The sequence below is a fragment of the Planctomycetia bacterium genome (assembly GCA_021413845.1).
Taxonomy (GTDB): Bacteria; Planctomycetota; Planctomycetia; order Pirellulales; family PNKZ01; genus PNKZ01.
This window is the reverse complement of the sequence record JAIOPP010000102.1, coordinates 1-23,665: the sequence shown is the minus strand read 5'-3', so window position 1 is coordinate 23,665 and position 23,665 is coordinate 1. Positions and strand designations below refer to the sequence as shown.

The following is a 23,665-nucleotide window of genomic DNA, read 5'->3' as shown; positions in this document are numbered from 1 at the left end:
CCTGATCATTCCGACCCGGGTCACCAGACCTGATGCCTAACGATCCCGATCGGAAGTGACCACTCTTTTTTATGATGCGGCAAGCGAGACCGGCAGCTACGTCATCGAGATTCGCCGTTTTTTGCCGGAAGCTCGACAAGCCTTACAAGCGACGTTCATCACGATTCATCCAACGTATGGTTTGTTTGAGACCGCTGTCGGCGTGACCCGGTCCGCGAGAATCGCCGGCGGAAGCGGCGGCGTCGGTTCGTTGAGCGACGTCCGTTGAGCATCGGCGCCCCTCGGCTTTGTCGGAGAATGCAGAAATGGCGAACGTGTTCGATTTTGGTGCGATCGGCGACGGCGTCGCCGACGATACGGACGCCCTGCAGCACGCCTTGAACGACGGCGACGGCATCTTGCGACTGAATAAGGGTACCTATCGCATCACGAAGCCGTTAATGCTCGATCTGACGAAGCGCGGATACGGCGCGGTACGGGGGGAAGGGGGAACTTCCCGAATCGTGATGGCCGGGCCGGGGCCGGCTCTCCGAGTGCAAGGCGATCATCAAGGAACCGCCTCACCGTCGAGCGTGCAGGCTCACACCTGGAATCAAGAACGATTTCCGACGATCAGCGGAGTGGAGATCGTCGGCGAGCATCCGGAGGCCGTCGGGATCGAACTTCGCAAGACGCTGAAGTGCGTAATTTCGCAAGCCTTGATTCGGCGTTGCAGGATCGCGGTGCATCTCGTGGAGCGTAATCGCGACTTCGTCTTGGCGGATTCGCATTTGTACGACAACCATGAAATCGGCTTGTTCTTCGATCACTGCAACCTGCACCAAACCATCGTGCATGGCTGTCATATCAGTTGGAATAAGATCGCGGGAATCAAGTCCGTCGGCGGTGACGTTCACAACTTGCAGATCGTCGGCAACGATCTTGAATACAACAATGCGACTGCGGGAGGAAGCAAGACGTCGGAGGCCGACTTATCGCGGCATCCGGGCGGCTCGGAGATTTGGTTCGACGCCGTCGACGGCGTGATCAGCGAGGTCACGATCAGCGGCAACACGATTCAAGCGACCAAGCAAACCGGAGGGGCCAATATTCGCATCGTCGGCACCGACGTGCAGCGACCGCAGCCGGCCGATTCGTCCGCGACTCGGCCCCCCGACACGGCGCATCTCATCAGCATCACCGGCAACGTGCTCGGCAGCCAATGGCGAGCGGTCGAACTACGCAACGCCTCGCGCATCACCAGCACCGGCAACACGATTTACGACTCGGCCGACCTGTCGGTATTTGCCGCAAACTGCGCCAGCATCGTCGTCGGTGCCAACACCGTCTCGTGGCGTGGCTTCGACTCCGAGCCGACGAAAGATGGATTCCGTTTTGAAGATTGCGAGAATGTATTGCTCAGCGGTTTGGCGACGCAACGATTATGCGCGGGCTCCCAAGAGCATGGCGCGGGGATCACTTTCGTTCGCTGCCAAGATTGCGGAGTATCCGATTGCCAAATTCTCGACCCGCTGTATCGCGGCATTGAGTTGGAAGACTGCCTCCGCTGCCGCGTCGCGAACAATACGATCGTCGATCGACGTACGAAGCCGCGAATGCAGCAGGCCGTAAGGATCGTCGGTCGCAGCCGCGACATTCTCGTCACCGGCAATATATGTCGCGGGGCCGTAGGCGAACTCGTCGAGGCTCCTACCGGCGCGGCTGAAGTACGAGATAATCTGCTGTTGCGCTAACGCCGAGGATCGCTCGAAGGGCTTGGCGGACGGATCGTATGCCTTGGCGACAAGCGCGCTGGCGCTCGGTAAGAAAAGCATTTACACGGTGCATACCTCATCGGCCTTGACGACCCAGGCTTTTGAACCCAAGCCCCATGCCATACGAAGTTGACATTCGCCGGCATCTAAATCGTTTGCGCTTCGTAAACGGGAGCGACAGCGTCGTCGGCAGCTTAGCGGACCTTGTGGAACATCACTCTAATGTGGACTAGGCTGTGAGCCGATGCCGAGCGGTGCGTATCCGACGGCGTGCTAGAGAAATGCCGTCAGCCATTCCCTACCCTCAGGAATCGCACCTCATGCCCTTCCCTAAGCTCGGCAAGTCACTGAAAGAAAAGATGCTCCGCGGCGAAGCCGTGTACGGCACGTTCTTCCAACATTCGATTAATCCGGCGATCGTCGATGTGATTCCTGAAGGCGCTCTCGACTTCGTGATCGTCACGGCGGAGCACAACGCGCTGGACCTCGCCGAGTTCTTGCCGGTGCGTTATGCGCTGGCATTGAAAGGCATCGCCTGCCTTGCGCGGAGCCATAGCCGCGAGCTTGATGATGTGTCGAAGGTGTGCGACTCCTACGATGGCGTGGTCGTGCCCTATGTCGAAGATGTGGAACATTGCCGTCGACTCGCCGCCGCAGCAGTTTATCGACCGCTGAAAGGCGAAGCACTTGATCGCGTCTTGTCCGAAGGCAAATGGCCCAGCGAGAAGACTCGCAACTACGTGACGAACGAACGCTGCGCGAACACCGTCTTTATTCCGATGATCGAATCGGTTCGCGGCGTGAAAAACCTCGAAAAGATTTGCGCAGTGCCCGGCGTCAACGCCGTCTTCGTCGGCCCGAACGATCTCACGACCAGCATGGGAATTCCTAACGAGTACAATCACCCCGAACTCATCGCCATGCTGCAACGAATCATCGATGTAGTGAGCCGTTCCCATATCGCCGCAGGGTGTTGGTTCGGGAAACGGGAACAAGCCGAACGAACGATTAAACAGGGAGCCCGTTTGGTCGTCTATGCGAACGATGGCGCACTATTGGCCGAAGCCATGCATCAGGCTTTCACGCAGTTTCGCAAGCATTAGCGTGTAAACGACTCCCGAGACGCAGATTGATGAAGGCAACTTGTCTTGCGATGGATTCGTCGACGGACCTTTTATGAGTTCTTCGGAAAACGGAAGATGAAACCTTATCAGCTCGTTGTTCTCACCCTCGCTCATGCCGCCGCCTGTTGTCCCGGGAGTACGCTCGTCACGCAGTAAATAACCACCGTCGACGTCGGCTCGCGAAGTCAGTTGTGCATCGATCAACAACTGGTTCAAGAGAAGTCGCGTATCGCCTTCACGCCGCACGCGGCTCGCAAACATCCGGCGAATCCCATCCTGAAGGCCGATCAGCCCTGAGAGGGTTGGTCCGTCACAACCTTTTGCGGCACGGTTCTGTTCGATGAAGATGAGCAGCGAATCAAGAGCTCAAGGTTCATCTCCCCATCGGGTCGGATAGTTCAATGTCGATCCAGCATCACTTCTGCGCCTGTAATCCCCTCACGATCGATCACGAGCATGATCGGTCTGTCATCGTTCGGACGGTTCGCGACTGGATCAAGGGCGGCGATCCGCGCGGTGAAGATGCGCGCCGAGATCGGCGAGCTCCGGGCTAAGAATTTGCTAACTTCCGTCCGCTGCCTGGCCATCGATCGCAAGAACTTCCTCATCGCCGGCAGGGACAACGCAGTAGAAACCGCCACCCAGTTGTATTTTCCGTTCGCAAGCACCGAGCGGTTCGATTTCGACCCTCAGCGTTATCCGGCGAACGCCATAGCCCGGCCTCGTTGCAACGTAATCTGTGCCGTCTGGGTAAGAAGTCGGAGTCGTCCGGCATTGAGGAGGCGACGGTCTGCAGCAATTCGGAATAATGCCGTGGGGCGTACGGCACGTACGATATTTCGCGGGTATGTTTCCGACGGACGATGCGGTTGCGACATGGGTTATGGTCGCGTTCGTGCGGCCCCCACCGGAATGAATCATGTCCGCTGTCGCGACGCACCGGCACTTGTACTGCCGAATTCTCTTAGCGCTTCTGTGCGCGACAGGCAGCGGCTGCGCTCAGCATCCGCGCAATTGCGTTCCGGCGGGATTACTGTCTCCGGAATCTACCATCGATCTTAACTCGACGGCAGACAACGATTATGCCGCCCAACGTGACGCATATTCCGCTTCGCTGGCTCGCTTAAAGTCGAACGTCGTAGCCGATCAAGGCGAACCGCTTGAGAAATACAACGTCCTCGCTCTGTCGGGCGGTGGAAGTTACGGAGCGTTTTCCGCCGGGGTGATCAACGGATGGACCGCAAGCGGCCTGCGGCCCAAGCTCGACATCGTCAGCGGCGTAAGCACCGGAGCGCTCATTGCGACCTACGCATTTTTGGGATCGGAGTACGATACGTCGCTGCGGGCGTTTTACACCACGACGAGCCAGGCCGACATCTACCGCAAACGGTTCAAACCGGCCGTCCTTTGGTCCGATTCGTTCGCTTCCTCGGAGCCGCTTAAACAACTGATCGACGCGCAAATCACTCCTCGGCTACTATGCGAAGTGGCCGCAGCGCACGCCGAAGGAAGGCGACTCTATATCGGTACGACCAATCTCGACACGGGTCGACTTGTCATCTGGGATATGGGCGCTATCGCTTCGAGCGGGCAACGCGATGCTCTCCCGCTATACCGTAATATCATTCTCGCCTCGGCTTCGGTACCGGGTTTCTTTCCACCAGTGAGCATCGACATCACCATCGACGGCTGTCGTTATACGGAGAAGCACGTCGACGGGGGCACGACGGCCCAAGTGTTTTTTCGCGCTTCGATGCTCCAATTCGATAAGTCGCAATCGAGTTCGGGAAAGGCACCGCTAGCCGGATCGCGGGTCTATATCATCGTCGCCGGAAAGTATTTCCCTGACCCGAAATGCGTGAACGACCGCGCCGTCAAGATTGCCGGTAGCGCTCTCGGCGCGTTGACCTACGCCCAAACCCTCAATGACTTGATTCGAGTCTATACGTTGACCTTATTGACCGGGATGGATTTTCGAGTGACGGCTATTCCACAAGACATGCAACTCAGCGGCGACAGCTTGTCTTTCGATCAAGGCGAAATGCAACGGTTGTATAATTGCGGCTATCGGATGGCCTCCTCGGAACAAGTCTGGAGCGATACGCCGCCCGTGCTGGATGCTTCGCAGCAAAGCATTCCGCGAGCCGGCGTAAACTTTGTGACTCCCGCCCTCCATCGGCCCTAGCGGCGCACTGTTGAGGTGCCTCGCTTCTATGATCGGCGTGCTCTCGTAAATCCGCTACGGATGTCATGCAGGTTCCGAGCGAGATCGATTTCTACGTGTTGTCAGGGGCACGGCGAACCACGAACTCTCACGCGAGTAATCGCGTGAGAATCTGCGGCTTCGCCACGTCGGTCAGGCGTTCTTCGCGGCCGTGGCGAGGGAACCAGAGCTTCCGATAGTCGAGCCCTAATTGGTGCAAGACCGTAGCATGGAGATCGGCGAGGCTCACCCGATCGACCACGGCGCGATAGCCGAAGTCGTCGGTCGCGCCGTAGGTTTGGCCCCCTTTGATTCCACCGCCGGCCATCCAGATGCTGTAGCCGTACGGATGATGATCGCGGCCGTCGCGCCCTTGAGCGCCGGGCGTGCGCCCGAACTCGCCCCCCCAAATTAGGAGCGTCGAATCGAGCAGGCCGCGCTGCTTCAGGTCGACTAGCAGGCCGGCGACAGGGAGATCGGTCCTCTCGCATTGGGTCCGCACGCCGGCCGTGTTGTTGTTGTGCGTGTCCCAGGGCTGGCCCGAGAGGAAGAGCTGCACGAAGCGGACTCCGCGCTCGACGAGCCGGCGCGCCATGAGGCAGCGCCGGCCGTACGATTCGGTCGTCGGGTTGTCGAGGCCGTAGAGTTTACGAGTCGTCGCCGATTCACGGGCGATGTCGAGGGCATCGGTCGCGGAAAGCTGCATTCGCGCAGCCAACTCGAAACTGCTGATCCGCGCGTCGAGCTCCAGTTCGCCCGGGAGGCGGGCGCGATGCTCCGCATTGAGTTCACGCAATAAGTCGAAGCGTCCCGCTTCGACGCCGGCGGTGCGAGGCCGATCGGGTGTGAGGTGCAAGACCGGCGTGCCGGAGGAGCGGAACGAAGTTCCTTGATAAAGGGGCGGCATCCAACCGCTCGACCAATTCCGGATTCCGTCGACGGGGAGGCCCGGCTCGGGGAGGACGACGTAAGCCGGCAGGTCTTGGTTCTCGCTCCCCAGCCCGTAGGCGATCCACGAGCCGATGCTGGGCCGACCGGAGACGATCATTCCGGTATGCGACATCCAGAGTGCTTGCTCATGGTTGCGATGGATCGTGTACATCGAGCGGATGACGGCGATGTCGTCGGCATGCGCGGCGAGATGGGGCAACGTCTCGGAGAGTTCGATGCCGGATTGCCCGCAACGGCGAAACTTGAACGGGCTGCCGAGCAAATTGCCGGTGAGCTTTTCATCGTCGACGACTTCGGCGGGGGGCGCCTTGCCGTCGAACTTCGAGAGCATCGGCTTGGGATCGTAGAGGTCGACGTGGCTCGGGCCGCCGTGCATGAAAAGTTGGATGACCGACTTCGCTTTGCCCGGAAAATGACTCGGCTTCGGCGTGAGATTGTAGCGGGCCGCTTCGGGCACGGCCTCTGCGCGAAGATCGCCTCCCATGAGCGCCGACAGGGCCAAGCCGCCAAAGCCGCCGCCGAGACGCGCAAGTATTTCGCGCCGGCTCGTGCGCTGCGATTCGTAAGACGCCGACGGTTCGCGAAGCGGCATGAGGGTTACTCCACGTAGGCGAATTCGTTCGCGCTTAAAAGCATGTGACAGAGATCGTCGAGCGCCCAGCGTCGGGCGTTTTCACGCTGCTCGGGGCCGATCGTGCCGGCCGAGGGAAGGTGATGCTGCGCTTGCTTGGAGAGAAACGCCGCGAGTACGGCCCGTTCCTTCTCGGTCGGGCGGCGGGCAAATGCGAACCGCATGGCGTAGTCGAGTGGATGATCACCCCCTTCTTTATCGACGCGCGCGGCCAGCGCCTTGGCTTGCTCGATGAGGAACGAGCTATTGAGAAGCGTAAGAGCCTGCGACGCCACGGTCGAGACGCCGCGGGCCGTACAGTTGGTTTCCATAACCGGTTGATCGAACACTTGTAGGAACGTCAGCGGTTGCGAGCGACGCACTTGCAAGTAGACGGAACGCCGCAAGCCAGGCGGACCGTCGGGAACGCCGACCCCGTCGCCGCGCGGCTGCATCGGCACGGGTTCGCCGTACATTTCGAGGTTCAGCGCGCCGGACACGGCGAGGACCGAATCGCGCAGCGCCTCGGCCTCGAGCCGGCGGAGTCGTTGCCGCCAAAGGAGTTTGTTGTCGGGATCGATCTCGCAGCCCGCGCCGGCGGCGGTGCACGACTGACGATAGGCGCTCGAGGTCATGATGAGCCGATGCATCTGCTTGATGCTCCAGCCGTGCGCGGAAAACTCGGTGGCAAGCCAATCGAGCAACTCCGGATGACTGGGCCGTGAGCCTTTGTTGCCGAAATTGTCGGGTGTGGCGACGAGCCCTTGGCCGAAGTGATGCAGCCAGAGGCGATTGACGAGGACACGGCTCGTCAGCGGATGGTCGGGCTCGGTGAGCCACTGGGCCAGCGCGAGCCGGCGGCCGCTGGTGGGGGCGTCTTTGCCCGGAGATTTCCAAGCGAACGGCTTGGCCGTTGCCAGGACGGAGAGGATGCCCGGCGAAACTTCGCGGCCGGGAGTCGTGTAGTCGCCGCGGCGCAGGAGCGGCGTTTTCGCTTCGCCCGGCAGATCGTAGAACGCGCGAATCTCGGGAAACGTGCGGCGTTTCGCTTCTTCGCCTTTGATGCGCAAGTCGATCGCCGTGGATTGCTTGCCGTAGTCCGGATAGGTATCGGCAAGCAGCTTCGAGAGCGTTTTAACGTCGGGCCGGAGTTCCTTCGCGAATTTCTCGGCGAGATACTTTTGCACTTCGCTGCGCTTGGCGGCCTCGACATCGACCGCCGCGCGCACGTCGTCGCGAATCGCTTCCGGGAGCTTCGCGAGCCGGGCGGCGAAGAGCTGGTCGCCGAATTGCTTCCGGAGGGCTGCGAGTTCTTTGCGTAGGGGCTCGATCGCGGCGTCGACTTTGGCGTTGTGCGCCGCGGCTTCCTTCTCTTGCGAGTCGGTCGCCTCGAACAACTTGCGCTGTACTTGCGGAATCCATTGAGACGGTCGGTAGCCGCTCATGAACACGGCTTGTAGCCGATAGTAATCGGTCTGCGGGATCGGGTCGTACTTGTGGCTATGGCACTTTGCGCACTCGACCGTGAGGCCGAGTGTGGTCGAGGCGACGATCTTCAGCGTGTCATCGAGAGTTTGGTAGTAGTAGCCCGGCGCGTTCTTGATGGCGGCGAAGTCGGGTCGGCTGGTGTCGGACGCGCAGCGGAGAAACCCCGTAGCGGTGAGCGCTTCGACGACTTCGGGGCCTAGCACTTGGCGCGTGCGCCGAACCGTCCAGTAGTCGACCAACTCGTCGCCGGCGATCTGCTCTTTGAGAAACCGATCGTACGGCTTGTCGGCATTGAAGGCGCGGATAACGTAGTCGCGATAGCGCCAAGCCGCCGAGCGCACGTAGTCGGCTGAAAGGATTCCTTCGGAGTCGGCATAGCCGGCGAGGTCGAGCCAGTGCCGGCCCCAGCGCTCGCCGTACCGCTCGCTGGCGAGGAGTTTGTCGATGAGCCGCTCGTAGGCGTCGGGCCGTTTGTCGGCGAGAAACGCATCGACGTCTTGCGGAGCAGGGGGGAGGCCGGTGAGGTCGAGATAGGCCCGACGGAGCAATATCGCGCGTTCAGCTTCGGGCGAATAGCCGAGACCTTGCTTCTCGAGTTCGCTCAAGAGAAACGCATCGATCGGGTTGCGGACCTGGGCGAAGTTGCGGATCGTGGGGACTGCCGGCCGGGTCGGCTTGCGAAACGCCCAGAACTGCCGCTCGGCGTCGCTCACTGGGCTGATTTCGTCTGAGGTTTCGGCGGCAGAAGCCGCGGCGGTGTGCGCTCCGGCGTCGAGCCAAGAGCGAACGACTTTCTTTTCGGCCGGGGTGAGTTTCACATCGCCCGGCGGCATCTCATCGCCGGCGATCTTCTCCCAGAGCAAGCTCTTCTCCGCCGATCCGCCGATCGCCGGGCCCGTTTCGCCGCCGCGTAGCATCGCGGCTTTGTTCCGCAAATCGAGATCGGCCTTCTGTGTTTCGCCGCCGTGACAAGCGAGGCAGCGGGCCTGAAAAATCGGCCGGACGTCCTTCTCGAAATCCAACGGCACTGCATTCGCCGGAAATGGCTTCAATGGCTCTGCGGCTCGACTCATAGCCGGGGCCGCGAGGAGCAACAGGATCGTAGCGAGAAAGCGACACATAGCCGTGGAGGGACTCTCGCAAGCAGGATCGACAGGGCATTCTTTCGGCGGGGCCGCAACGGGGCTGCGGCAGGAGGAAGGATCTTAATGATGGACCGGATTGCGTTCACTTGTCAACAAAGTTCTATGGGTTGGTAAGTCGTGGTCGCCCTGACGGTGGGCGCCGGTCAATCTACGGGTACGACGCCGAAGGGAATCGCATCTCGAAGACAAGAAAATCGTCGGACCTGGACTACGACCACGTCGTCGAGTACCAGTGTGACCAACGCAACCGCATGGCCGTGGTCCTCTTCAAGAACAACGCGGGCACGATCACGCGGCCGATCGAGTACCGGTACGACGTCTGCGGTCACTTGATCGAACGAAAACGGCTGAGAATGCTCTACTTCTTGCCGGCAATCGCGAAGTCGCCGGCCATGTCACGCCAGATCGAGTGGATGTGATTCGCCGGGTTGCCGGCCGCGTCGGGCTGGACGTTGACGAACTCGATCAAGAACGTCGGGCCTTGCACGCGATAGTAATGGCCGATCCCTTCGGTATCGGCGCCGGCCCAAGCGAATTTGATCTTCTCGAAGCCCGCCTGATCAATGGCCGCCAGCCGCGCCTCGGCCACGTCTTCCGGAAGGTTCCCGGCATAGACATCGAGCAACTGGCGCAGCGTCGTGGATTGCGCAGAGGTCAACTGAGCGGCGGCCAAACCGACGGCCGTATCTTGCGGTGGCTGGGGTTCGCCGGCGGCACGAATCTCGGCCGGGGCCTTCTCGGCAATGATCGCTCCCTTCCGCTGCTCGGCGGTGAGCGAGCGCAACAGGTCGAACGCCAGCGTCTCTTCGAGGGCCAGCACGCGCGTGCCGACTTTGATCTGCGGCACGGCGCTCGCCTTCACGACCGCCGGATTCGTGGCGTACACGGTCGGCGTCGAGCTGACCACACGGCCGGCGTCGACCGTGAAGTTCAACGACAGGTGATGCCCTTCGATGCTGAGCCCCCAACGACCGGCGGCCGTCGGCTTGCCGAACACCGTGAAGTAATACCGCTCGGCATCGCGCAGCGGACCACCGACGCGGGTCTTTTCGAGTTCTGCCAGCAGCAGTTCGAGCTCCATGATCTTCGCGGCTTTGTCGTAACCGGTCTGGCTGAGCGAGGCCCGCAACAGGGCGAGCGCCGTCTGGCGCTGAGCTTGGTCCATGTCACGTATTTGCAGACCTTTGCGCGTCGGCTTGGGAATGAAATGCCAGTCGGTGCGGGCCGCGTTGTCGTAGGCCATCGTGGCCTTCTCGCGCCGTCCTGCGTCGAGCGACGCGAGGAAAGCATCGGCCTTCGCCGTCATGTCGGTCGCCGCCTTGGGCTCCCGCAGTAGCGACCAAGCCGTAGGCGACCAAGCGATCACGGCGCCGATCAACAGCGTTCCCACGACCGAACCGATGACGAGCTTCCGAACTGTAGGCCGAGGCATGGCGACAAATCTCCCAACTCATAACGATTAGCTAGGCGACGCGCATCTGTCGAACGACACGGCCGCCGCAACGCATCGCCCACGGCAGGCGCACTCGGCCCACCCGCGACGATGTCGTATGGTAACTGCTGCGCAGGCCGGTTGCGAGCGCCGCCGGCCGACGAATTTCCCCCGGGTTACGATTTCCCGGCGTCAGCGTGCGGGTGATGATGAGGATCGCGATCGTGATGTCGCTGATTGAGATGAACGTGCAAATCGGGTCTGGCTACGAAGAGCGCATCGTAGGCAGCGTCGCTGACGGTAGCGCCATCCAGATACAGTGACTGCAATTTCGGTAACTCGTGAAACGCGCGCAGACCGGCGTCGGTGACCGGCACATCGATCAAGTGCAGCCGCAGCAGTGAGGGGAATGTCTTCAATGCCTGTAAACCGGCGCCGCTGACACGCGGACTGCGCAGCCGCAATTGCTCCAGCTGCGGCAATCGTTGCAGGGCAGCGAACCCTGCGTCGGTCAGATCGGCATTCGGCAAGTTGACGATCCGCAGCTTCGATGTCGTTGGAATGCCGGCCATTGTCGCGTCATCGACCGGCACGCCGCGCAAACGAATGTGACCCAACTCGGGGAGCGCGAGCAAGCGGGCCGCATCGGCCATCGCGAGGCGATTGTCGGAGTGATCGAGCTGCAACACGCGCAGCGTAAGCAAGCCGGCCAACGCGTCGAGTCGGCTTCGGCCGTCTTCGGTGTCGCTGTCGAGAGGCGTCTGATCACAAGTAATTCGGTCGCTTCGCCCGGCCCGCACGGCGGCGATTTGCTCAACCATAGATAGTTCGTCCGGCGCGGCCGGTGCCGACTGTCGCGCGCAGCCGCCCGCCGAACAGACGGCAATCAACAGCAGCGCCATCAACCGCGCCGCGAGCATCCGCCGGCCGCGCCGAAACCGCCTCGGGCGAAGCAGCCGCGTGGCAACGTCGGCAGGCAGCGGTGCCGACGACGGGCGAGGGGAGGTATCAAGGTGAATTGCATGCTGCGAATGGTGTGAAGGTCGTTTGGTCATGCGCGACTCAAGATGGACGGAGCAGGAGGTTTGCGATCGATAACCAGGAATTCGACCTGACCGCGCACCTTGTTCCTTGATTCGACAACGGAGGACAAGACAGCGCGCGATGAGCAATTGAAAACCGAGCCGTGCAACTCTAGACGTGCTCGGATGAGCGAGGTTTTCATAGGTCGTATCATACCGCGGCCGGCAGTGGCGAACGACACCCTGACAAATCATACTGGCGTCATGCAGCCCGACCATCGCCACCGAATCCGCTATGGGTCATACACAGCACCGCGATTCCGTTACGGCTCTGCGGTCACCGATGCCTGTCGAGGAAAAGTCGTGATCGTGGCAATTTCCAACGGCCGAATCCCCTGGCCCTTGGGCCGTATCCGAGGCAACTCCAATCGAGCTTTGATCGTTTACGGTGCGCTCGCTCGTGCGGTGCGAAGAGAAGCCAATCAAGCGATCTGTTTCTGGTGGGGCGTGACGGCTCAGACGGTCTCGAAGTGGCGCAAGGCTCTCGGCGTCTTCGAGCAGACCAAGGGAGACCGAGCGGTGCGAGCTGAGCATGGGCGGCGCAATTGGACGAAGGTCGGGCCGAAGCTCTTGGCGAAGTCTCAGCATCCCGAGCGTCGAGCGAAGATCTCGGCGGCGCGAACCGGCAATCCTCGGCCGAAGCACGTCATCGAAGCGATGATGCTTGCCAACACCGGGCGGCCGCTCACGGCTTCGACGAAACTCAAGATGAGCGCGGCGCATAAGAAGCGAGGGAGTCGCCCGCCGTGGATCGGCCCGGCTTGGACGGCGGAGGAAGATGCTTTGCACGCGAAGCTGCCGGCGGGGGCAATTGCTAAGCAGACCGGTCGGACGACGGCAGCGGTCTACTTACGTCGCCGCGTTTTGAAGCGCGCAGCGAGCAACAACGGAAAGCCATATGGCATGCACGCGCCAACAATCGACGAAATGCACGCGGATCTACACCGCTCCGGCTGGAGCGTCGGTGAGATCGCTTACGATCAAGGCGGCCGTCTAATCCGGCAAGTCGACGTCCGTCGCGATGAAACCTGGATCTTAGCTCGCGAGCACACGCAAACAGGTGCGTGGCGCGGCGAGGCCTTGAGGGCGACTAGAACTCGGCCCGATGCTCGTCACGATACGAATCTGCCTCGGCCGTGAGTCGCTTCGCTTCCGCACTTGCAGACTTGGCCTTCAAGGCGAACGGCTCCATCTTGTCGAACATCACATGCAGCTCGGCAATCGATTCATCGGCGGCGATCGTATATCCGTCGCGCGAGGCTTCGGCGATCTCCGCCTTCTTCAATAGTGATTCGCGTTTCATCCGGTAGTACGTTCGTGCGGCCGGCACGTCGTGCGACTCGACGATCGCCAGTGATTGTTCTGCGGCACGCCGAAAGAGCGCTGCCGTGTCCGCCGAGAGCTTGGTCGCTTGCCGAGCCGTTGAGGTGAGCTCGGCACGATTGCTCTTGAACTTCTCGGCTGCCATCAGCAATTGAACCTCTCGCGTCTTAGCTTGAGTGCGCAAGCTCGATTGAATCGCCGCGGCGATCGTATCGTTCACTTCGCGAACGACGTCGTTATCGCGCGTGCGAACGAAGATCATCTTCGTTCAGATCGGTTTCGTCGTGCTGGTCGGCTTGGCAAGCAAGAACGCCATCTTGATCGTCGAATTCGCCAAAGAGAAGTCGGCGAAAGGTGCGTCTCCCGTCGACGCTACGGTCGAAGCCTGTCGGCTGCGATTACGGCCGATCATCATGACTTCGCTCGCGTTCATCTTGGGCGTTGTACCTCTCGCGCTGGCGTTCGGCGCCGGTGCGGAAATGCGGCGCACGCTCGGAATCGCCGTCTTCTCGGGGATGCTCGGCGTAACGATCTTCGGCATCTTTCTGACGCCCGTCTTTTATTACCTCGTCGTGCGATTCGGAAGACAACCGAAAGTATCCGAGCCGGTTGCCGGTCCAACTCACAGTCCCTAACGCAGGCTTCTAGGCCGAACTTGTCGTCAGAACCGACAGGCACCGGCGCAGCAAATCGAGAGTATTGTATTCTTGCGGCCGAACGAGAACGTCAAAGCTCACCGTGATGCAGACGTCGCCATGTCCGTGGTCTTAGGCCGTTCATCAATAGACGTTTAATAACCTCGCGTGACTCGCACGCTGGCCGGTTCCAAGCCGCGTCTTCGACGTCGGAAGCCGACCTCCGAGCTTGTAAATCGCACCGTTGTTAGGAATGGATGAGTTTTCTACGGATACGCCGGTTTACGGCGCCGGCTTCGAGGCGTTTGCTAAGCTGGCGAGCCACAGCCCCGCACACGACACCACCCTTCACGCCGGCTACATCCATGACGATCAAGCATCTAGTGACCGCCGTATGTTTAGCATCGGCTCTTGTTTCCGGCTCGACCCGCGCTACTGCAGCGGAATCTTGGCAGACGCTCATCGGGCATTCTCCGTCCGACGCCAACGTCTTGGTGATGATCAACGCGGAGAGGGTTCGCGGCAGTAAATTTGTAACCACTGCGGGTTGGAACGCGGCAGATCAAGCGACGGGAGGATTACGTTCGATCTTGCCGCGCGGTGAGATTCAACGCTGTCTGTTCGCAGCGCGCCTCAACCTGATCGATCTCTCGCCGCGCTGGGAAGCAGCGGTATTGGAAACCAAGTCCGATCAATCCTTGGAATCCTTCGCGACGGGAATCACGGGGCCGCGCGAGCAGTTGGGAACCGTTGCGAGTGTACTGCTTCCTTTCGATTCTTATCTCTTGAAACTGGCTCCGCAGACGTTCGGAATTCTGGGACCCGCGGATCGCCAGAAGGCGGCCGGTTGGAGTCGTGCGGCATCGAAGCCGCTGGACTCGCCGTACCTGATGAAGATCGCGAGCTTCCCGGAGACCGTCGGCACGGAGATCATGCTCGGGTTCGACCTCGCCAATGCGGCGGACCTCGACTCCGTCAAGCACGTGATGAGTGCTTCCCCGACGATCCGCGATGCCAAGCTCGACGCGAACGCCACGGCGCAGATTATCGCTTCGATCGAAGGGATGGCGCTCGGCGTGCGCGTGCTCGACCAAGCGACGGGAATGATCCGCATCGATTTTACCCGTGACCCGTCCTCGTTGAGCAAGGTCCTGAAGCCGTTTTTACTGGAGCGTTTGGCGGCGCGTGGAGCGATGATCGAGGACTTCCAAACCTGGACGTTGGACATCCAAGGTCACACCGCGTTTTTTGGCGGCAACCTGACACCCGTCGGATTGAGCCGGGTCCTGAGCGTCGTCGAACCGGCGTTGCCCGCCGCCGAGCCCTTAGCGAGTTCTCCCGACACCTCATCGCAGTCCACGAAACAGACGAGCGCGATAGCTCAGAAGTCGCGACAACACTTCGCGAAGGTCAGTGCCTTGATCACCGAGATCCGCTTCCCGACGTTGAACTTCAAAGCCGGCGCCTTCGGCACGTGGATCGATCGGCAAGCGCGCAAGATCGACGAATTGCCGCTGCTCGACGTCGACCCGGAGTTGCTTGACTATTCGCAGGGCGTCGCGAAATCGCTGCGCATTACTGCCGGCAAGCAGCGCGGAGCTTCGATTCGCGCCTCGGCCAACGAACGAAATACTTACACCTCCGGCAATTACTACTACGGCCGATCCGCGGAGAGCACCGCTCGCATTCAGGGGCGGATGGAAGCGTCCGCCGCGAATCTCGAGCATGTCGACATCATGCGGATGATCGACGACGAAACGGCGGCCATTCGGCGCAAGATGACCGAACGCTATCACGTCGAGTTTTAATCGCGCGAGAATCTTCTTGATCTATCGCACGGCGGCGGCAAAATGACGTCCGTCGCCGGCACTCGTAGGTTCTCATTTCATCCCGCCGCTGCGCATGTGGCGAAGTCTTTCCAGGGTTGTTGCAACATTTAGCAATCAAACGCCTGTTCTCTGAATCAGGAGTTTCCGAAATGAAACGTGTCTTTGTCTGCTTGCTTCTACTCCTGAGTTCGAGCGCAACTCGCGTCGACGGGCAAGAGCCGGTTCCGCCCGAGGGGGATGAAGCCGCCATTCGCAAAACGGTCGAAGTGTATGTGCAGGCGTTCGGTAAACGCGACGCCCAGGCCTTGGCCGACCTCTGGTCGCCGGAAGCGGTCTACACGAATCGGCTGACTGGCGAAGAAGTCGTCGGTCGTCCGGCGATCGCGGAACAGTTCGCGGCGATCTTCAAAGAGTCGCCGGATTTGAAGCTCGATGTCGCTACGGACTCCATCCGATTGCTCTCGCCGAACGCGGCCATCGAGTACGGGACGGCGAAGTTTCTTTCGCCGAAGAACGGTCCCGAGGAAGTGAAGTACACGGCCGTTTACATCAAGCGCGACGGCCGCTGGCTGCTGGATCGGGTGACCGACAATGACGAGGAAGAAGAAGCCCCTTCGCACTACGAGCAACTGAAGGTGCTCGAATGGATGGTCGGCACTTGGGAGGATGACGATGAAAATGCGAGCATCGAGACGGTGTGTAGTTGGACGAAGAATCGGAATTTTCTGACGCGGTCGTATTCGATCAAGGTCGGAGATCGGATCGACCTGTCGGGCATGCAGATCATCGGTTGGGATGCGTCGACGAAGTCGATCCGCTCGTGGACCTTCGACTCCGACGGCGGCTTTGCGGAAGCCGCTTGGACCTTTAAGGAAGATCGTTGGTTCATTCGCAACAAAGGGGTGCTCGCTGACGGCCGGAAGGCTTCGGCGGTGAACGTGATGAAGCCGGTCGATGCCGATTCGTTCACTTGGCAAACGGTCGAGCGCACGGCAGGGGGCGAACTCTTGCCGAACGTCGACGAAGTGCGGGTCGTCCGTAGGTAGAGCCGAGCTCGGCAGCGCGACATCATTCACAACACACAGGCAGTCATTCCCATGAAACGTATCACCTGGCTTTTGATCATCGCCGCCGCTTTGAACATTCCAGTCTGGCAAGAACTCTATGGTCGCGGTGGCGGTGGACGCGGGGGTGGAGGAGGTGGTGGGCGTGCCGGAGGCGGTGGCGGTGGCGGTGGCGCGCGACCAAGCATGGGGGGCGGGGGTGGTGGAGCACGGCCCGGCGGTGGCGCGGCGATGTCGCGGCCGGCGGCGGCCCCAGGTCGTTCACCGTCTCTCGGCGGCGGTAGTGCGCGACCGAATCCAGGGGCGAACAGACCTTCGACTGGTGCGATCGGCAGCGGTGCGGGCGCGCGTCCGGGAACCGGCGCGATCGGCGGGAATCGGCCGGGGCCGGCTCCGCGACCCGGCGGCATCGGTGCGGGAGGACCAGGAGCGGGCATCGCCGGCGGCGGACGACCAAATGCAGGACAGTTGAACAACTTCCTCGATCTTCCGCGTCCTTCGACGGGTGCCATCGGTGCTCGACCGGGCGGCGGTGGCGGCGGAGCGGCTGCCGACTTCTTCCGCGATAACCGACCCGGTAATGCTTCGACACTCCCTGCCGGCCGCCCGAACTTGGGCGATCGACCCGGCGTTGGAGATCGGCCCGGGATCGGAGATCGCCCTGGTATCGGTGAGCGGCCTGGCGTTGGTGATCGGCCCGGAATTGCTAATCGTCCTGGTGCCGGGCAGCTCCCCGGCATCGCCCAACGTCCCGGTGCCGGCGGCCGTCCGGATCGAATCGCGAATCGCCAAGAGTGGCAGCAGAATCGCCAGCAGCGCCGTGATGAGGTGCGAGATCAGATCCACGAAAATCATCCGCGGCTCGACTTCTGGTCGGACCATCCAAACTGGGCGGCCTGGAGGATCAATCGACCTTACCGCTGGGCGGCATGGAGTGCCGTCGCCGGTTGGGTCGGCTACGGCGGCGGCGAGGCCGCTTCGTACGACTACGGGAGCGACGTCTACTACCAAGACGACGCCGTCTATAGCAACGGTCAACAAGTCGCCACAGCCGAGGAGTATGCACAGCAGGCCGACGCCATTGCGGCGAGCGCTCCGCAAACGAAGCCGGAAGATTCCGAGTGGCTGCCGTTGGGTGTGTTCGCCGTCACCCAAGACGGACAGAAGTCGGGTAGCGACCCGACCTTGTTCATGCAGCTGGCCGTCAGCAAAGAGGGGATCATTTCCGGTACGCTCAACAACGACGCCACGAAAGAAACGCAGACGCTCGAAGGGATGATCGACAAGGCCAGTCAACGCGCCGCTTGGAGCGCGAAGGGCAAGCCGCGGCCGATCATCGAGACCGGCATCGGCAACCTGACTCAGGATACGGGCTCGGCGCTGATTCACTTCGCCGACGGGCAGACACAGCAAGTGCTGCTCGTGCGACTGGAGGAGCCTAAGCAACCATGAGCGATGATAGTTTGACGCGCCGGCAACTGCTGGCCATTGCCGGTATCGCCGCCGCCGCATCGTCGTTCGCCGCTGAGCCCGCGGTGCCAAGACCGGCGATCCACAAGGAGGCGGCCGACGCGTTGAGTCGTTTAAAGGAGGGGAATCGACGTTTCGCCGACGGCAAGACTCGCCACGCCCATGAAAGCGCCGACTGGCGCAAGCACCTCGTCGGCACTCAGAAGCCGTTCGCGACGATCCTCGGCTGTAGCGATTCGCGCGTGCCGATCGAACTGGTATTCGACCAAGGGTTCGGCGATCTGTTCGTCGTGCGGGTCGCGGGGAACGTGATCGCACCCGACGTCATCGGCAGCTTGGAGTATGCCGTCGCGCATTTGGCGACGCCGCTGATCGTCGTCGTCGGGCACCAAGGCTGCGGGGCCGTCACCGCGGCGGTGGCGGCGCTCCAAGGACCTACGAACGAGGCGCCGGGCATCAAGGCCCTCGTGGGATACATCGAGCCAGGCCTCCCGAAACCCTTACTCGGCGACACGCCCGAACAGCGGATCGACGCCGCGGTGGAAGCGAACGTCCGTTGGTCGATCGATCAGCTGGCTCGACTGCCGGAAGCGAAGAAAGCGATCGACGCAAAGCGGATCAGTTTACAGGGAGCCGTTTACGAGCTAACGACGGGGCGAGTTCGTTTCTTGTCGGCCCGATCGTAGTCGTGATCGAAGTGCGGCGAGCGAACGCCGCCTAAGTGGTTCGGGCCTACTCAGAAGTCGAGGTGCGCACGAAGGCCGACGATGAGTGATGTCTCCGCTCGCTCGCGGAACGGCGTAATCACTTGCAGGTCCGGCGTGATGTGGCACGACGGCGTCAACGCCATGTTGTAGTAGAACTCGACGCCGCGCTCGTCGCGCAGCGGCAAGAGGACCGGGAATAGATCCTTCAGCGGTTCGCTGACGCCGAGGTAGTAATACGCGGCACCGAAAGTGTCTCCTATTCGTCCCGTGATCCTGCTCGCTCCGCTGATCCCGACGCTCGCGAACCAGCGGACCGGGCTGGGGTTCTTGTCTGCGATGCCGAAGTTGCCGAACACGCCCCACATTCGCTCCGGATCATCTGGCGAGACATACAGCGCCTGATCGAAGTTGTAGGCCACGCACCACGAACCGGTTTTCGTCGGTGATACGACGACGAAGCCCTCGATTGGATCGAGGTATGCGGAGGGAGTTAGGTTCGAGTATCTTCCGCTGCTGTACGTACCCGAAAGGCCGTGGTTGCCGGGGCGGTCGAAGAACGTCGTCGGGAAGTTCAGCTCGGCATAGACGGTCGCCCCGTTGTTGAAGAAGGTGTCGAACCCGCTCGTCGTCGGCGTGTCGTTGGTGTCGTACACACACGCCGAGAACAGGGCCTCTTCGTTGCGGAAGCACGTGAATCCTGCGCCATAAGTCGAATACGGAATGGTGCGGGCATAGACAGGATTGTAGAGCATCGCGGTGTTTTGAAAGCCGGAGAGGTTGCCGGCTCCGGTCAGAGGTTGCTCTGTGTCATCTTGGGTGTTGACCTTCCCGCCGTACACCAGGAAGTCGTCGGTGAGATACTGAGTGAACGTCACGCCGGTCAGAGCAGTGATCGAACCGTCGGCGAGCGGAACCGAGAGCATGAAGTTCGGTGCCAGGAGCGTCCCCGCGAGAGCGTTCACCGACTCGCCATAGCGAGCTTCGCCATGAAGATCGACGGAGAGGCCGGTCCATAGCCCGAGCTTCTCTCCGTCGAGATTTAGGAAGTAGTCGTTGCGACCGCCAAATTGAAACGCCTGTTCCCGCCCGCCGGCGGCGACACCCTGATAGTACTGCGTACTGCTGACGTCGAGCGTGATGCCGCGATCTCTCAGGCGGGATCGCCCGCCGAGCCAGTCGCCGGTGAGCTTCGGTCGCTCACGGAGCGGCCCACCGAACTCCGGCGGGCTTGGAGCTCCCGGCGCTGCTTCTGCCGTTGAATCTGAGCCTGTAAATCGATCGGCCGGCAGTTGAGCTTGAACGAGGGAATCAAGCGCGGCGACGATCAACAGGGCGGCGACGCTTCGAGCGGCGCAGCGGAGACGAAAGAAAGTCGGTCGCATGCGGCGCTCTGCTCGGTCTAACTAGAGTGAGCGATCGAAGGCAATCTTCACCGGAGCCGCAGCTATTACGAAGAAACAGTTATCGTTATCATCGGCCGGACGCATATGCTAGCTTGATCGGCGAATGCGATCGGGTTCAGGAACCAAGCCGAAATCACCTATGAAACCGCTCCTAGAACAAATTCGCCGCAGTCCGCTGCTCTGGCTGCTAGCGTTCGTGCCCGTTGTGTTTGCCGCGGCGCAGTTCAAGCCCGAGGCGCATACGCTGCTCTTCGTGCTCTCGGTCTTGGCGATCGTGCCGTTGGCGGCGCTGTTGAGCCACGCAACGGAATCCGTAGCGGCGAAGACGGGCGATGCGGTCGGCGGCTTGTTGAACGCGACCTTGGGCAACCTCACCGAACTGGTGATCGCGCTCGCCGCTTTGCGCGCCGGAGAACATATGCTGGTAAAGGCGTCGATCGCCGGCGCGATCGTCACCAATACGCTCTTTATGCTGGGAGCTTCGTTCCTGCTCGGCGGGCTCAAGCATCACGTGCAAGAATACAACAGGACTAACGCCCGCGTGCAAGCGGGACTGCTGTTTCTGGCGACGATCGCATTGCTGATCCCTTCGGCGCTCTCGGCCGCCGACGCCGTGGGGGCGGGGTTCACTCAGAGATTGAGCGTCGGGCTGGCGGTACTGCTCATTGCGACGTACGGATTAAGCATGCTGTTCTCGCTTAAGACGCATCGCGAGATGTTTGCGAGCGCCGAACACGCCGAGGAGGGCGAAACGCATTGGCCGCTCGGCGTGGCCCTGACTACGCTGGCCTGCGTGACGGTGTTGGTGGCGCTGGTGAGCGAGGTGTTCATCGAGTCGGTGCAGAAGGCGGCGGAAGAGTTCGGGATGTCGCCGGCTTTTGTCGGCTTCATCGTCGTGGCGCTCGTAGGGGCGGCGGCGGAGATGGCTTCGGCATTTTCCGCGGCACGCAAGAACCGCCTCGACATGAGCGTGGGGATCGCGCTCGGCAGCGCTTCGCAAATCGCACTCTTCGTCGCTCCGATGTTGGTGCTCCTGAGTTATGTGATCGGATCGGCGCCGATGGGGCTTCAATTCTGGCCGGGTGCGGTTGTGATGATTCTTATCGCCACGCTCACGGCGAATCTCGTTACCAGCACCGGACGATCGGCGTGGTTCGTCGGCGTGGCTGTGCTCATGGTCTACCTGATCTTTGCGATGACGTTGTACCTGTTGCCGCCCCGGGTGCAGTGAGAGTCACCACCGATGCAATCGAGCCGATCACGGAACCGACGACCAACATGCCTGACAACTCTGAAAAGCACTCCTCGCGTGTTCTCGATCCGAGTGAGCGTATCGCGGAGGTGCTCTTCGGCCTGATCATGGTGCTCACGTTTACCGGCTCCCTGAGCGTCGCGGAAGCGGATCGAGCCGAGATCCGCACGATGCTAATCGGCGCGCTCGGGTGCAATACGGTCTGGGGAATCATCGACGGCATCCTGTATCTGATGGGCAGTCTCGCCGAGAAAGGACGCGGCCTCAAGATCCTACGCGCGGTGCGCCGAGCGGCCGATCCGGAAACGGCCCAGCGACTCATCGCAGAGGAATTGCCACCGGTTGTTGCCTCGGTGCTGCAACCGACGGAACTCGAAGCGATTCATCAGCGGCTCAAGCAACTCCCGGAGCCGCCCGACCGCAGGTACTTGCTCAAGGACGACTGGCTGGGCGCCCTCGGCGTATTTCTCTTGGTCTTCCTCTCCACGTTCCCTGTGGTGATTCCGTTCTTATTCATGCACGATGTCGGCTCGGCTCTGCGATTCTCCAACGGCATCGCCATCCTGATGCTGTTCGTCGCCGGCTACGCCTATGGAGAGTGCGTCGATCGCCGGCCGGGACTGGTCGGCATCTCGATGGTCGCGCTCGGAAGCGTGCTGGTCGGACTCACGATGGCGCTGGGGGGGTGAAGGCGTTCATCGTTATCTCAGAATTCCTCGGCACCGCGGCCGTTCTGCATCGGAGCCACGCTTCTTCGTAATTCGATCATCGCTCAACCTCCGTTCGCCCGATATAAATGGGCGTTTGCCGCTCGGGGATAAGTCTCTATCACTGCATTCCCGATTGGAATTGCGCGCTTGGTAGCGAGATCGAAGACATGAGCTGGATCACCATCATCTGGACGATGAACGCCACCGTGTGCCTCACGTTGGCTGGGATTCATTTCTTTGTCTGGCTCAGATCGCGCAACGAATGGGAACATTTGTTGTTTTCATGTAGCGCCGCCGGAGCGGTTGTCGTTGCGGCCTGCGAACTGACGCTAATGCGCACGGAGACGATCGAGCAATACGGCACGGTTATGCGGTGGGCACACGTCCCTTTATGGGTGCTGATCGTGTCCGTGGTCTGGTTTGCCCGGATGCATCTGCGCGCCGGTCGGCCCTGGTTGGCATGGACCGTGGTCGGGATGCGCACGCTGGCGCTCGTGCTCAATTTCGTAGCGACCCCGAATATCAATTTCGAGGTCTACACGGGGCTGCATTACATTGAGTTCCTAGGCGAAACGATTTCCATGCCCGAGGGTACGATTCACCCTTGGGCTATCGTCGCTAAGTTGAGTTCCCTGTCGCTATTAGTTTTTCTGATCAATGTCACGGTCGAAGTGTGGCGACGGGGCGATCGCCGAAGGGCCTTCTTTCTCGGCGGCAGCATGATCTTTTTCGTCACGGCCGGGGCCGTGCATTCGGTGCTGGTGGAGAGGCGAGTGATCCAATCGCCTTACATGATCAGCTTCGCGTATCTGGGGACCATCCTGCTGATGGCTTTTGAATTGAGCCGAGAAGTGCTTCGAGCAACGCAGCTCGTTCGCGAATTGCAGGCGAGCGAAACGGGTTTGCGCGAGAGCGAGGAGCGGATGACCCTCGCGGCCGAGGCTGCCAATCTCGGCGTCTGGCACTACGACCATGTGCAAGATGAAATCTGGGCCAGCGACAATTGGCGCGCGCTACTCGGCTTCACGAAAGCAGAGCGAATCGGCTTCAACGGATTTTTACAACGGGTGCATCCCGAGGATCGCGAAGCGGTCGCCGAGGCCGTGACCAAGGCACTCGCGGGTGGAGGCAGCTATGAAAGAGAATATCGCCTCGTACTTCTGGACGGTCGCAAACGCTGGATCGCCTCTCGTGGGCAAGTGGAATTCCACGCCGACGGCAAACCGGTTCTTATCCGCGGCGTTTCGCTCGACATCACCGCGCGCAAGCAAGCCGAGTTGGAAGTACAACGGCAGCGCAGTGAGCTGGTCCATCTTTCGCGCGTGACCATGCTCGGTGAATTTGACCTGCCCCCACGCGTGATACCAAGTGTTGCGTTAGTTTCTTCAAGAATCAAGCTTGGTCTTTTCGCGGAGCGCAGCGTAGCGAAAAGACCAAGCTTGAACGGCCTCGGGAGCCGGGGGTCGATAGCCCAACGAGCTAT

General features: G+C 61.0%; 18 protein-coding genes and 1 pseudogene. 13 read left to right on the top strand and 6 right to left on the bottom strand.

The genetic code is table 11. From position 1 onward, the window contains the following. Window positions 1-55 precede the first annotated feature (55 nt). From K8U03_19370 to K8U03_19355, 4 genes are all read left to right on the top strand, one after another. Window positions 56-268 (top strand): hypothetical protein, encoded by a 213-nt coding sequence (locus tag K8U03_19370; GenBank protein MCE9607051.1) that lies wholly within the window; start codon window positions 56-58, stop codon window positions 266-268. Between the two features lie 37 nt (window positions 269-305). Next, window positions 306-1,733, top strand: a complete 1,428-nt coding sequence (locus tag K8U03_19365; protein MCE9607050.1) for a right-handed parallel beta-helix repeat-containing protein — start codon at window positions 306-308, stop codon at window positions 1,731-1,733. A gap of 341 nt (window positions 1,734-2,074) precedes the next feature. Then, window positions 2,075-2,857, top strand: coding sequence for a hypothetical protein (locus K8U03_19360; GenBank protein MCE9607049.1), 783 nt, complete (start codon window positions 2,075-2,077; stop codon window positions 2,855-2,857). A gap of 940 nt (window positions 2,858-3,797) precedes the next feature. Continuing rightward, window positions 3,798-5,063, top strand: coding sequence for a patatin-like phospholipase family protein (locus tag K8U03_19355; GenBank protein ID MCE9607048.1), 1,266 nt, complete (start codon window positions 3,798-3,800; stop codon window positions 5,061-5,063). A gap of 127 nt (window positions 5,064-5,190) precedes the next feature. On the opposite strand, the gene K8U03_19350 is transcribed toward K8U03_19355, so the two are convergent. From K8U03_19350 to K8U03_19335, 4 genes are all read right to left on the bottom strand, one after another. After that, window positions 5,191-6,624, bottom strand: coding sequence for a DUF1501 domain-containing protein (locus K8U03_19350; protein ID MCE9607047.1), 1,434 nt, complete (start codon window positions 6,622-6,624; stop codon window positions 5,191-5,193). 5 nt (window positions 6,625-6,629) lie between these two features. Then, window positions 6,630-9,203 carry a PSD1 and planctomycete cytochrome C domain-containing protein gene (locus tag K8U03_19345; protein ID MCE9607046.1) on the bottom strand — a complete coding sequence of 858 codons (2,574 nt, stop codon included), beginning with the start codon at window positions 9,201-9,203 and terminating at the stop codon, window positions 6,630-6,632. A 430-nt stretch (window positions 9,204-9,633) separates the two neighbouring features. Continuing rightward, window positions 9,634-10,707, bottom strand: coding sequence for a DUF3500 domain-containing protein (locus tag K8U03_19340; GenBank protein MCE9607045.1), 1,074 nt, complete (start codon window positions 10,705-10,707; stop codon window positions 9,634-9,636). Window positions 10,708-10,883: 176 nt separating this feature from the next. Then, window positions 10,884-11,528 (bottom strand): hypothetical protein, encoded by a 645-nt coding sequence (locus K8U03_19335; protein ID MCE9607044.1) that lies wholly within the window; start codon window positions 11,526-11,528, stop codon window positions 10,884-10,886. A gap of 570 nt (window positions 11,529-12,098) precedes the next feature. Here K8U03_19335 and K8U03_19330 point away from each other — a divergent pair. Continuing rightward, window positions 12,099-12,929, top strand: a complete 831-nt coding sequence (locus K8U03_19330) for a hypothetical protein (GenBank protein MCE9607043.1) — start codon at window positions 12,099-12,101, stop codon at window positions 12,927-12,929. Here K8U03_19330 and K8U03_19325 read toward each other — a convergent pair. Then, window positions 12,880-13,374, bottom strand: a complete 495-nt coding sequence (locus K8U03_19325) for a hypothetical protein (GenBank protein MCE9607042.1) — start codon at window positions 13,372-13,374, stop codon at window positions 12,880-12,882. The two genes, K8U03_19330 and K8U03_19325, sit on opposite strands and share 50 nt — an antisense overlap. Here K8U03_19325 and K8U03_19320 point away from each other — a divergent pair. The 5 genes and pseudogenes from K8U03_19320 to K8U03_19300 all read left to right on the top strand — a co-directional run bounded on the left by K8U03_19320 (window position 13,373) and on the right by K8U03_19300 (window position 18,796). Further along, window positions 13,373-13,747: pseudogene (locus K8U03_19320) on the top strand (efflux RND transporter permease subunit). The gene K8U03_19325 and the pseudogene K8U03_19320 overlap by 2 nt on opposite strands. Window positions 13,748-14,112: 365 nt before the next feature. Continuing rightward, a complete protein-coding gene (locus K8U03_19315) occupies window positions 14,113-15,555 on the top strand; it encodes a hypothetical protein (GenBank protein MCE9607041.1) in 1,443 nt (480 codons plus the stop codon). 170 nt (window positions 15,556-15,725) lie between these two features. Beyond that, a complete protein-coding gene (locus K8U03_19310; protein ID MCE9607040.1) occupies window positions 15,726-16,622 on the top strand; it encodes an SgcJ/EcaC family oxidoreductase in 897 nt (298 codons plus the stop codon). 51 nt (window positions 16,623-16,673) lie between these two features. Further along, entirely contained in the window at window positions 16,674-18,092 is a 1,419-nt protein-coding gene (locus K8U03_19305; protein ID MCE9607039.1) for a hypothetical protein, read from the top strand. Continuing rightward, the gene (locus tag K8U03_19300; protein ID MCE9607038.1) at window positions 18,089-18,796 is read left to right on the top strand and encodes a carbonic anhydrase; all 708 of its coding nucleotides are present in this window, start codon (window positions 18,089-18,091) and stop codon (window positions 18,794-18,796) included. Before K8U03_19305 ends, K8U03_19300 begins: the two co-directional genes overlap by 4 nt. Before the next feature lie 50 nt (window positions 18,797-18,846). On the opposite strand, the gene K8U03_19295 is transcribed toward K8U03_19300, so the two are convergent. Then, a complete protein-coding gene (locus tag K8U03_19295; GenBank protein MCE9607037.1) occupies window positions 18,847-20,199 on the bottom strand; it encodes a carbohydrate porin in 1,353 nt (450 codons plus the stop codon). Between the two features lie 160 nt (window positions 20,200-20,359). Here K8U03_19295 and cax point away from each other — a divergent pair, with 160 nt between their 5' ends. The 3 genes from cax to K8U03_19280 form a co-directional block, all read left to right on the top strand. Next, complete coding sequence (gene cax, locus K8U03_19290) at window positions 20,360-21,451, top strand: calcium/proton exchanger (GenBank protein ID MCE9607036.1); 1,092 nt, start codon at window positions 20,360-20,362, stop codon at window positions 21,449-21,451. Between the two features lie 47 nt (window positions 21,452-21,498). After that, window positions 21,499-22,161 (top strand): VIT1/CCC1 transporter family protein, encoded by a 663-nt coding sequence (locus K8U03_19285; protein ID MCE9607035.1) that lies wholly within the window; start codon window positions 21,499-21,501, stop codon window positions 22,159-22,161. Window positions 22,162-22,349: 188 nt separating this feature from the next. Beyond that, the coding region (locus tag K8U03_19280) for a PAS domain-containing protein (protein ID MCE9607034.1) at window positions 22,350-23,665 on the top strand (1,316 nt) is incomplete at its 3' end.

What these genes read in the sequence shown, in the direction of transcription:
- K8U03_19365 (MCE9607050.1), top strand. Translation starts at nt 306, where the DNA reads ATGGCGAACGTGTTCGATTTTGGTGCGATCGGCGACGGCGTCGCCGAC.
- K8U03_19360 (MCE9607049.1), top strand. Translation starts at nt 2,075, where the DNA reads ATGCCCTTCCCTAAGCTCGGCAAGTCACTGAAAGAAAAGATGCTCCGC.
- K8U03_19355 (MCE9607048.1), top strand. Translation starts at nt 3,798, where the DNA reads ATGTCCGCTGTCGCGACGCACCGGCACTTGTACTGCCGAATTCTCTTA.
- K8U03_19350 (MCE9607047.1), bottom strand. Translation starts at nt 6,624, where the DNA reads ATGCCGCTTCGCGAACCGTCGGCGTCTTACGAATCGCAGCGCACGAGC.
- K8U03_19345 (MCE9607046.1), bottom strand. Translation starts at nt 9,203, where the DNA reads ATGAGTCGAGCCGCAGAGCCATTGAAGCCATTTCCGGCGAATGCAGTG.
- K8U03_19340 (MCE9607045.1), bottom strand. Translation starts at nt 10,707, where the DNA reads ATGCCTCGGCCTACAGTTCGGAAGCTCGTCATCGGTTCGGTCGTGGGA.
- K8U03_19335 (MCE9607044.1), bottom strand. Translation starts at nt 11,528, where the DNA reads ATGGTTGAGCAAATCGCCGCCGTGCGGGCCGGGCGAAGCGACCGAATT.
- K8U03_19325 (MCE9607042.1), bottom strand. Translation starts at nt 13,374, where the DNA reads ATGATCTTCGTTCGCACGCGCGATAACGACGTCGTTCGCGAAGTGAAC.
- K8U03_19315 (MCE9607041.1), top strand. Translation starts at nt 14,113, where the DNA reads ATGACGATCAAGCATCTAGTGACCGCCGTATGTTTAGCATCGGCTCTT.
- K8U03_19310 (MCE9607040.1), top strand. Translation starts at nt 15,726, where the DNA reads ATGAAACGTGTCTTTGTCTGCTTGCTTCTACTCCTGAGTTCGAGCGCA.
- K8U03_19305 (MCE9607039.1), top strand. Translation starts at nt 16,674, where the DNA reads ATGAAACGTATCACCTGGCTTTTGATCATCGCCGCCGCTTTGAACATT.
- K8U03_19300 (MCE9607038.1), top strand. Translation starts at nt 18,089, where the DNA reads ATGAGCGATGATAGTTTGACGCGCCGGCAACTGCTGGCCATTGCCGGT.
- K8U03_19295 (MCE9607037.1), bottom strand. Translation starts at nt 20,199, where the DNA reads ATGCGACCGACTTTCTTTCGTCTCCGCTGCGCCGCTCGAAGCGTCGCC.
- cax (MCE9607036.1), top strand. Translation starts at nt 20,360, where the DNA reads ATGAAACCGCTCCTAGAACAAATTCGCCGCAGTCCGCTGCTCTGGCTG.
- K8U03_19285 (MCE9607035.1), top strand. Translation starts at nt 21,499, where the DNA reads ATGCCTGACAACTCTGAAAAGCACTCCTCGCGTGTTCTCGATCCGAGT.